This window comes from Phycicoccus sp. (assembly GCF_035325325.1).
In the GTDB taxonomy this organism is placed as follows: domain Bacteria; phylum Actinomycetota; class Actinomycetes; order Actinomycetales; family Dermatophilaceae; genus Phycicoccus.
Genome location: NZ_DAOLAC010000062.1, coordinates 1 through 9628, shown reverse-complemented (window position 1 = coordinate 9628; position 9628 = coordinate 1). Strand labels below are relative to the sequence as shown.

10 protein-coding genes are annotated in these 9628 nt (G+C 72.4%); 2 read left to right on the top strand and 8 right to left on the bottom strand.

The annotated features are described in order from the left end of the window. The 6 genes from PKA89_RS19955 to PKA89_RS19930 all read right to left on the bottom strand — a co-directional run. A partial coding sequence (locus tag PKA89_RS19955; RefSeq protein ID WP_324422563.1) for a helix-turn-helix transcriptional regulator occupies window positions 1-413 on the bottom strand: 413 nt, incomplete at its 3' end. Between the two features lie 14 nt (window positions 414-427). Then, window positions 428-1468 carry a DnaJ C-terminal domain-containing protein gene (locus tag PKA89_RS19950; RefSeq protein ID WP_324422561.1) on the bottom strand — a complete coding sequence of 347 codons (1041 nt, stop codon included), beginning with the start codon at window positions 1466-1468 and terminating at the stop codon, window positions 428-430. A 35-nt stretch (window positions 1469-1503) separates the two neighbouring features. Next, window positions 1504-2112 carry a nucleotide exchange factor GrpE gene (grpE, locus tag PKA89_RS19945; protein WP_324422559.1) on the bottom strand — a complete coding sequence of 203 codons (609 nt, stop codon included), beginning with the start codon at window positions 2110-2112 and terminating at the stop codon, window positions 1504-1506. Continuing rightward, window positions 2109-4004, bottom strand: coding sequence for a molecular chaperone DnaK (dnaK, locus tag PKA89_RS19940; protein ID WP_324422557.1), 1896 nt, complete (start codon window positions 4002-4004; stop codon window positions 2109-2111). The genes grpE and dnaK overlap by 4 nt, the downstream gene beginning before the upstream one ends. Before the next feature lie 195 nt (window positions 4005-4199). Continuing rightward, window positions 4200-5252 carry a hypothetical protein gene (locus tag PKA89_RS19935; RefSeq protein ID WP_324422555.1) on the bottom strand — a complete coding sequence of 351 codons (1053 nt, stop codon included), beginning with the start codon at window positions 5250-5252 and terminating at the stop codon, window positions 4200-4202. A 101-nt stretch (window positions 5253-5353) separates the two neighbouring features. Further along, a complete protein-coding gene (locus tag PKA89_RS19930; RefSeq protein ID WP_324422553.1) occupies window positions 5354-6340 on the bottom strand; it encodes an LLM class F420-dependent oxidoreductase in 987 nt (328 codons plus the stop codon). A gap of 160 nt (window positions 6341-6500) precedes the next feature. Between PKA89_RS19930 and PKA89_RS19925 the strand changes: the two genes are divergently transcribed. Then, the gene (locus tag PKA89_RS19925; protein ID WP_324422551.1) at window positions 6501-6938 is read left to right on the top strand and encodes a hypothetical protein; all 438 of its coding nucleotides are present in this window, start codon (window positions 6501-6503) and stop codon (window positions 6936-6938) included. Window positions 6939-6957: 19 nt separating this feature from the next. After that, a complete protein-coding gene (locus tag PKA89_RS19920) occupies window positions 6958-7971 on the top strand; it encodes a hypothetical protein (RefSeq protein WP_324422549.1) in 1014 nt (337 codons plus the stop codon). On the opposite strand, the gene PKA89_RS19915 is transcribed toward PKA89_RS19920, so the two are convergent. Next, window positions 7953-8639: a nucleoside/nucleotide kinase family protein gene (locus PKA89_RS19915; RefSeq protein WP_324422547.1), complete on the bottom strand. Its 687-nt coding sequence runs from the start codon at window positions 8637-8639 to the stop codon at window positions 7953-7955. The genes PKA89_RS19920 and PKA89_RS19915 overlap by 19 nt on opposite strands. Continuing rightward, window positions 8633-9610: a patatin-like phospholipase family protein gene (locus PKA89_RS19910; protein ID WP_324422545.1), complete on the bottom strand. Its 978-nt coding sequence runs from the start codon at window positions 9608-9610 to the stop codon at window positions 8633-8635. The genes PKA89_RS19915 and PKA89_RS19910 overlap by 7 nt, the downstream gene beginning before the upstream one ends. Window positions 9611-9628 lie beyond the last annotated feature (18 nt).

Genomic DNA, 9628 nt, shown 5'->3' with positions numbered 1-9628 from the left:
GTGGCCCGGGGCCGCTCGCCGAGCCGGGCGGCGTAGACGTCGCCGGTCGGGCTGACCGAGAACACCCGGGTGGTGCGTCCGCTGCCGGCCTCGAGCGCCTCGACCTCGGCGGCGAGCTCGGCCACCCTGGCCCGCAGCGCGTCGACCTGGTTCTCGAGCTCGAGGATGCGGGCGATGCCGGCGAGCGAGACACCCTCCTCCTGGGAGAGCCGCTGCACCTCGCGCAGCAGGGCGACGTCGCGCTGGCTGTAGCGGCGCCCACCGCCCCGGGTGCGCGAGGGCGTGACGAGGCCGAGCCGGTCGTACTGCCGCAGGGTCTGCGCGTGCATGCCGGCCAGCTCGGCGGCGACCGAGATGACGAAGACGGGGGTGTCGTCGTCGGGCGAGAAGGCGGATGCCTCGAGCCGGGCCATCACGTCACCTCCGGTCAGGTCGCGGCCTGCTGGAACAGGCTCGCACGCGGGTCGGCCCCGGCCTCGGCGTCACGCAGCGTCTCGACCGCGCGCCGCGCCTCGTCCGAGAGCCGCTGGGGGACGACAACCTGGACCCGGGCGAGCAGGTCGCCGGTGCCGTGCCGGCCCGCGACGCCGCGACCCTTGACCCGCAGCACCCGGCCGCTCGGCGTGCCCGGGGCGACCTTGACCCGGACGCTCGAGCCGTCGAGCGTCGGCACGGGGACGGTCGCGCCGAGCGCGGCCTCGGCGAAGGTCACCGGCAGGTCGACCGTCAGGTGGTCGCCGTCGCGCCCGAAGACGGGGTGCTTCTCGACGGTGACGGTGAGGATGAGGTCGCCCTTCGGGGCTCCGGGGTCGCCCTCGGCACCCTTGCCGCGCAGCCGGATCTTCTGCCCGTCGCGCACGCCGGCCGGGATCTTCGTCGTGATCCGCCGGCCCTCGGCGGTGCTCAGGGTGACCGTCGAGCCCTCGACCGCGTCGCGGAAGCTCAGCGTCGTGCGGGCCTGGACGTCGGCGCCCGGTCGCGGCCCGCGAGAGGCGCGGAAACCGGTGCCGCCGAACGGGTCGGCACCGCGAGCGCCACCGGCGCCGCCGGCACCTCCGAACATCTGGGCGAGGAGGTCGTTGATGTCCTCGCCACCCGCGGCGTACTGGCCGCCGCCGTTGCCGAAGCGCACCCGGGTCCCGCCGCCACCGGCACCGCCGAAGGCGCTGAAGATGTCCTCGAAACCGCTCGCGCCGGCGCCACCGGGCCCGGCCCGGAACCGCGCCCCGCCCCCGGCCATCGACCGGACGGCGTCGTACTCCTGGCGCTGCTTGGGGTCCGAGAGCACCGCGTGCGCCTCGCCGACGTCCTTGAACTTCTGCTCGGCCGCGGCGTCCCCGGCGTTGCGGTCGGGGTGGTGCTGCTTGGCGAGCTTGCGGTAGGCCTTCTTGATCGCGGCCGCGTCGGCGTCCTTCGGGACGCCGAGGATCGCGTAGAAGTCCTTCTCGAACCAGTCCTGGCTGGCCATCGGCGCCTCCTCTCGGTGCCTCGGGTCGGTCTCGGTCAGTCGGGGTCGGCGACCGCGACGCGAGCGGGACGCAGGACCTGCTCACCCGCACGGTAGCCCGGCTGGAGCACCGTGACGACGGTCGTCGTCGTCGCGCCGGCGGGCAGGTCGGCGTCGTCGGCCGGCCACGGGGCGTGCATGAGCGCCTCGTGCTGCTGCGGGTCGAAGGCCTCGCCCTTGGCGCCGAACCGCTCGAGCCCGTACCGGCCGAGGGTCGACTCCAGCTTGTCCGCGATGGCGGAGAACGGCCCGCCGTCGAGGTCGCCGTGCTCGCGCGCGGCGTGGATGTCGTCGAGGACCCCGAGCATCGACTCGAGGACGTCGTGGACGGCGCGCTCCTGAACCACCGCACGGTCGCGGTCGACCCGGCGCTTGTAGTTGACGTACTCGGCCTGGAGCCGCTGCAGGTCGGCGAGCCGCTCGGCGGCGAGGACGGCGTCCGGGTGGAGGTCGTCACCGACCGCCGGCGCCTCGGCGGGCTCGCACGCCGGCACACCGCCGGGGGCGGTGGCCCCGGGCTGCTCCGGGGCCACCTCCTCCGCGTGGCCGGGCTCGTCGTTGACGGCCTCGGTGTTCACCGAGTCCTCCATCGAGGAGTCGGTCACTTCTTCTCCTCGTCGTCCTCGACGACCTCGGCGTCGACGACGTCGTCGTCACCGGCGTCGGTCGCCGGCTGGTCGCCGTCGCTCGCCTCGGCACCCGGGACGTCGCCCGACTCGCCCTGCTCGGCGGCCGCGGCGTACACGGCGGCGCCCATCTCCTGGGAGACCTTGTTGAGGGTGTCGATCTTCGCCTGGATGTCCTCGGTCGAGGCACCGCTGTCCGGCTTGATGGCCTCCTTGAGCGCGGCCAGTGCCTCGTCGACGGGCCCCCGGTGCTCGTCGGAGACCTTGTCGCCGGACTCGGAGAGGAACTTCTCGGTCGAGAACACGAGGGTCTCGCCCATGTTGCGGGCCTCGGTCTCGGCGCGGCGCTGCTTGTCCTCCTCGGCGTGCGCCTCGGCGTCCTTGACCATCCGCTCGATCTCCTCCTTCGACAGCGCCGAGCCGCCGGAGATGGTGATCTTCTGCTCCTTGCCGGTGCCGCGGTCCTTGGCGGAGACGTTGACGATGCCGTTGGCGTCGATGTCGAAGGTGACCTCGACCTGCGGCACGCCGCGGGGCGCCGGCGCGATGCCGGACAGCTCGAAGGTGCCGAGCGGCTTGTTCTGCTGCGCGATCTCGCGCTCGCCCTGGAAGACCTGGATGAGCACCGACGGCTGGTTGTCCTCGGCCGTCGAGAAGACCTCGCTGCGCTTGGTCGGGATGGCGGTGTTGCGCTCGATGAGCTTGGTGAACAGCCCGCCCTTGGTCTCGATGCCGAGGCTGAGCGGCGTGACGTCGATGAGGAGGACGTCCTTGCGCTCGCCCTTGAGGACGCCGGCCTGGAGGGACGCGCCGAGCGCGACGACCTCGTCGGGGTTGACGCCCTTGTTGGGCTCCTTGCCGCCGGTCATCTCCTTGACGAGGCTGCTGACCGCCGGCATGCGGGTCGAGCCGCCGACGAGGACGACGTGGTCGATGTCGGAGACCGAGATGCCGGCGTCCTTGATGACGTTCTGGAACGGCTGCTTCGTGCGGTCGAGCAGGTCCTTGGTCATCTGCTCGAACTGGGCGCGGGTCAGCGTCTCGTCGAGGTGGATCGGGCCGTTCTCGGACATCGAGAGGTACTGGAGGGAGATGTTCGTCGAGCTGGCCGACGAGAGCTCCTTCTTCGCCTGCTCCGACGCGTCGCGCAGGCGCTGCATCGCGATCTTGTCCTTGGACAGGTCGACGCCGCTGCTGTTCTTCACGGTGGTCAGCAGGTGCTGGACGATGCGCTCGTCCCAGTCGTCGCCGCCGAGCTGGTTGTCACCGCTGGTCGCGCGGACCTGGATGGTCGAGAAGCCGTCCTCGGGGTCCTTGCCGACCTCGAGGAGCGAGACGTCGAAGGTGCCGCCGCCGAGGTCGAAGACGAGGATGAGCTCGTCCTCCTTGCCCTTGTCGAGCCCGTAGGCGAGGGCGGCCGCGGTCGGCTCGTTGACGATGCGCAGGACGTTGAGGCCCGCGATCTCGCCGGCCTCCTTGGTGGCCTGGCGCTCGTGGTCGTCGAAGTACGCGGGGACGGTGATGACGGCGTCGGTGATGGCCTCGCCGAGGTAGGACTCCGCGTCGCGCTTGAGCTTCTGGAGGATGCGGGCGCTGATCTCCTGCGGCGTGTACTTCTTGCCGTCGATCTCGTCGGTGCTCCAGTCGGTGCCCATGTGGCGCTTGACCGAGCGGATCGTGCGGTCGGCGTTGGTCACGGCCTGGCGCTTGGCGATCTCGCCGACGAGGACCTCACCGCCCTTGGAGAAGGCGACGACCGACGGGGTGGTGCGACCGCCCTCGGCGTTCGCGATGATGGTGGGCTCGCCGCCCTCGAGGACGGCGACGGCGCTGTTCGTGGTGCCGAGGTCGATGCCGACTGCACGGGCCATGTGGGTGCTCCTTGGATGGTGCGGTGATCGGGTTGAGTCCTTGTCGCTCAAGTTAGACCGACGGACCGCACTGCGCAAATCCGCCGCGTGAAACTTGCGTTCACCTGGCTCAACTCGAGCGTCGGCCGATGTGTTCCCGGGGACGGCGGCCGGGACCACCTCGTCGCGCACCGACCCCGCGTCAGTCCGGCCGCCTCACCAGGAGTGCGCACGGCACCGCTCGACGTCGGCGGCCAGCAGGGCCGCGTCGGGTGACGTGAGCAGGACCAGGAGCGCGACGTGGCGTCCTCGTGCCCCCGGGTCCGGCGGCAGCCGGTGGGCCGTGACCGAGGAGCCGAGGCCGACGGGCACCACCGGGGTCGCTCCGCCGCGGGCGAGCACGGAGAGCCACGCGGCGTGCCCGCCCGTGGCCCCGACGGCGGGGGCGGGACGGCCGGCCTGGAGCAGCAGGTGCGCGGTCTCGAGGTTCGGCCCGGCGGCGACCCGCGCCATCTCCGAGACCATCGCCCCGGGTGCCCGCGCGCAGACCTCCATCACGACGAGCCCGTCGTCGGTGTCGAACAGCTCGAGGTGCGTCGCGAACCGGCCGTCCGCGCCGAGCGTGGCCGCCACCCGGCCACCGAGGTCGGCGGCCCGTCGCCACAGGAGGTCGTCGGGCGGGACGGAGACGGCGCCGAGCACGTCGACGTCCGGCTCGGGGAGCAGCGGTCCGAGGTACCGCCCGACGAGCACCGGCCGGTAGGACCCGTCGACGACGAGGGCGTCGACGAAGGCCGTCGGGGCGTCGAGGTGCTCCTCGACCTGCCAACCGTCCTCGCCGGCGTGCTCCGCGGTCCAGGCGGCCCAGTCGTCCTCGCTCCGCACGACCCGGACGCCGCCCGAGTTGGCCCCGACCCGCGGCTTGACGACGACGGGCACACCGAGCCCCGGTGGGAGAGGAACCCCGGCGACGACGAGCCCGAGGTCGGCGAAGCGGGGCACGTCGATGCCGTGCTCGGCGAGGCGCGACTTCATGACGACCTTGTCGAGGTAACCCTCGAGACCGACAGGGGTCACGGCCGGCAGCCCGAGCCCGGCGCGCAGACGAGCCAGGTCGGCGAGGCAGAACTCGTCGTTGCTGACGACCGACGAGGGCCTGAGTCGGCGCAGGGCGTCGGCCCACTCACCGCGCAGACGCGACTCGACCCGTCCCGGCGCCGGGGCGTCGACCCGGGCAACCCGGTGCGGCGGCCCGTCGGTGAGGACCACGACGTCCTCGCCGAGGAGCGCGACGTCCGTGGTGAGCGGCTGGCGGGACTGGAGGACGACGACCGGGCCGTCGGCGGTGGTGCCGTCCTCCGCGGACCGGGTCAGCTCCGCACGAGCGGGGCGAGCGCCTCCGCCATCATCGTCACGGCACCGGGGACGTGGCCGTTCGCCACCATGTTGACGATCAGGCCATCGACGCCCGGCTCCAGCACGCGCTCGCGCAGCTGGCCGGCGACCTCGTCGGGGGTGCCGACGAACTGCCGGTCGGTGGCCGCGCGCCGCTGGTCGTCGTCCATCGCGTCGAGGTCGACCCCGCGGGAGCGGAGGAAGTCGCGGTGCATGGTGCGCGCCGCGTCGCCGTCCTCGTCCATCATCACGAACGCGAGGTAGCTCGTCTCGAGCGTCGAGCGATCGCGCCCCTCCTCCTCGCAGCGGGCGGCGAGCGCCTCGAGCTTCTGCGGGATGTCCGAGGCGTTGCAGATGAGGTTGAGGTGCGCGGCGTGCCGGGCGGCGTACTTGAACGTCTTCCGCTCTCCCCCACCGCCGATGAGGATGGGCAGGTCGTCACGCAGCCGCGGCTCGTTCATCGCGTTCTCGGTGCGGTACCACTCGCCCGACACGGTGGGTCGCTCGCCGCGGAGCATCGGCTCGATGATCGAGAGGGCCTCCTCGAGCCGGTTGAACCGGTCGGTGAAGGTGCCGAACTCGAAGCCCAGCTGCCGGTGCTCGAGCTCGAACCAGCCGGCGCCGAGGCCGAGGACCGCCCGTCCGGCGCTCACGAGGTCGAGGGTGGTCACCTCCTTCGCGAGCAGCGTCGGGTTCCGGTAGGTGTTGCCGGTGACGAGCGTCGAGAGCTGCACCCTCTCGGTGGCCGTCGCGAGCGCCCCGAGCAGCGTGTAGGCCTCGAGCATCGGCTGGTCCGGGTCGCCGATGCCGGGCAGCTGGTAGAAGTGGTCCATCACGAGGACGGCGTCGACGCCGGCGGCGTCGGCCTCCTGCGCCTGGCGCACGACGGTGGGCACGATCTGCGCCGGGTCGCCGCCCGGGTAGCTGAAGTTGGGGATCTGGTAGCCGAGGCGGATGCTCATGATCGGACCGTACGCCCGGACCTCGAGCCGCAGGCCCTCCGGCCCGGTGAACATCCGGTGCCGCAGCGGGTGCCGCGGTGTCGGCCCGCTGCTAGCGTGGCGGGACAGCGCTCTCCGAGGGGGAAGTTCGGGGGGCCACCACCACCGAGGGGGAACCACCATGCCCAGCACCCGCCTGCTCACGAAGGTCGGGGCGGTCGCCGCCGCGGCGACCGCCGCCGTCGTCCTGACCCCCGGCGCGGCCAACGCCTACGGCCTGCTCGTCAAGGCCACCTCGCCGAACGGCCAGGCCTACGGCACCACCCAGATGGGCTTCCAGAACGAGAACGTCGTGCACTGGGACGACATCTACCTCAACGACCGGTGCGACCCGAACAACCCCGGTGAGGGAGACGGGGTCCGCGCGAAGATGAAGTTCTACATCAAGCAGTACGGGAACACGGTCAACGTCGGGTACCGCGAGGACGTCGGCGGCTGCACGAGCGCCCCGTACCGCGGCAGCGCCTACTGGGTGTCCAACGGGCCCATGGACAAGGTCGGGATGTCGGTGTGCTCCAAGGGCGGCTGCTCGGCCATCAAGTGGGTCGTGCGCCCCTGACCGCGCCGGGGAGCACGACATGGCACGACTGAAGACCCTGGCCGCAGCACTGGCGGCCGTCACGCTCGGCGGACTGGTCACCGTCGCGACACCGTCAGCGGCGTCGGCCGAGGACGCGATGTGCCGCACCACCCGCGGCAGCTCCGACTTCTACCCGGGGCCGTCGGCGAGCTCCACCTACGACAGCACCTTCCACAACAGCGTCGCGATCCCGGCCGGGCTGCTCGACGGGCACTACGTGCCGCAGGGCCTGGCGTACTGGAACAACTTCTCCGGGACCGACGACGTCCTCCTCATCTCGGCCTACCACGACGGCAACGGCAACGGCACCCCGGACGGGCCCAGCGCGGTGTTCGGGGTGTGGCTCAGCGGGTCCCACCGCGGCGAGAGCCTCGGCCGGATGCTCATCCCGCAGACGCACGCGGGCGGCATCGCGGTCGCCGGCGGCTACGTCTACGTCGGCGGCGAGGGCATCGTCCGCTACTGGTCGACCTCGACCGTGCACTCGGTGCTGGCCGCGGCGAACAACTCCCACACGTACACCCCGAAGGACACCCAGGACGTGGCCGGCAAGGCCTCGTTCCTCGGGACCCAGGGCGGCTACGTCTGGACCGGCGACTTCTCCGCGACCAGCCACCAGAGCATGTGGCGGTACAGGCCCACCAGCAGCGGTTCGCTGACCTACACGAACACCAAGCGGTGGGTCCCGGCCAAGACGCAGGGGATGACCACCGTCGGCAGCCGGTTCGTCTTCGCCACCTCCTACGGCCGCAACGACCGTGGCAACGTCTGGGTCCGTCCGACCTCTTTCACCGGGGACATCACCGACGGCACCTCGTTCTGCATGCGGTCCCCGTCGATGATCGAGGGCCTCGCGTACGGGAGCTCGAACGGCAACGCACACGTGTGGGCGCTCTACGAGAGCGGGGCGTACACGTACAACAAGGGCCTCGACGACCCGGACAACCCGATCAGGAACATCCACTGGGCCGACGGCTCGACGCTGGCCGGCCTCTACGGCCAGTCCGACTGAGTCACCCAGCCGTCGTCGACGGCGAGGACGACGCGGTCGGCCCCACCCGCGGCCGCGCGCACGAGCTCGGTGTTCCGGTCGTCGACGGCAGCCACCCAGGCCTCCGCGTGCTCTGCGGATTTCCCGAACTCGACGTGCCGGGCGACCAGCCGCTGCCGGCGCAGTGCGTCGTCCCCCTCGACGAACCAGACGGCGTCGAGCGCCGCGCGCGCCTCGGCCCAGTCGCCCTCGAGGAGGAGGTAGTTGCCCTCGGTGACGACGAGCCGGACCCCGGCCGGCACGACGACGGCACCGGCGAGCGGCTGCTCGAGGACCCGCTCGAAACCCGGAGCGTAGACGTCGTGGTCGACGTCCTCGCGCAGCCGTCGCAGCAGGGCCGCGTAGCCCCGGGCGTCGAAGGTCAGCGGGGCACCCTTGCGGTCGCGTAGCCCGATCCGCTCGAGCTGGACGTCGGCGAGGTGGAAGCCGTCCATCGGCACCTGCGCCACCCAGCCCGCGCCGCGTCGAGCCGCGACCTCGGCGACGAGCGCCTCGGCGAGGGTCGACTTGCCGGCCCCGGGCACCCCGGCGATGCCGAGCAGCGCCCGGCCGGAACCTGCGTCGGACGCCTGCTCCACCAGTGCCTCGGCAAGGTCGGCGAGCACGTCCGTCCCCTCCACCGTCAGCACCCCGCCTCGTCGAACGCGCGCTCGGTCAGCTCGCGGCCGAGCGCGATCATCTCGTTCGCCCGGTGGAAGTCCATCGTGCGGCACGCGTCCGACGGGACGGAGACGAGGACGTCCGGAGGGTTGCTCGCCATCCGGTACCGGGTGATGAGCGCGGCCATCGTGTCGAAGGAGCGGTTGAAGATCTCGGTGGACGCGAGCTCGCGCGGCGCCGGGGCGTAGCCGGGGGCGGTGGACACGGCGGGCGACCCCGCGGCCCCGGGGACCGGCTCGACGTCCTCGACCGCGTGCTCCGGCGCGTCGGCGACGTCGTGGGCGCCGCCGCCGATGAGCGCCGAGACGCGGTGGGTCAGCGAGCGCACCGAGCCGGCGACCGTCGTGCCCATCCCGCCGCTGCGGACCGGCGCGACCGGCATGCCGGTGCTGTGCCCGGCCTGGAGGCTGACGGCGACCGTGAGGTCGGACCGGACCGCCGCCGTCGGTTCGATGGGCACCGGGTTCATCAGGCCGCCGTCGACGAGGAGGCGGCCGTCGACGACGATCGGGGTGACGAGGCTCGGGATGGCGACCGAGGCCCGGACCGCGGTCGCGACCGGACCGCGCTGGAACCACACCTCGCGCCGGTGGTTGAGGTCGGTGGCGACGGCGGTGAACGGCACGGAGCACTCCTCGATGAGGGCTCCCTCGAGGATCTCACCCACCTTGCCGAAGATGCGCTCGGCCCGGATCGCCCCTCCCCCACCGAGGTTCATGTCGAGCAGGCGCCACACGTCACGCTGGGTCAGGCCGGTGACCCACTCGGTGTAGGCGTCGAGCTTGCCGGCCGCGGCGAGCCCGCCGACGAGGGCGCCCATGGAGGTGCCGGCGATCGCGACGACCTCGTGACCGCGCTCCTCGATGACCTGGAGCGCCCCGATGTGCGCGTACCCCCGCGCTCCGCCGGCGCCGAGCGCCAGCGCGACCCGTCGTCCCATGCGGTCAGGGTACGTCCG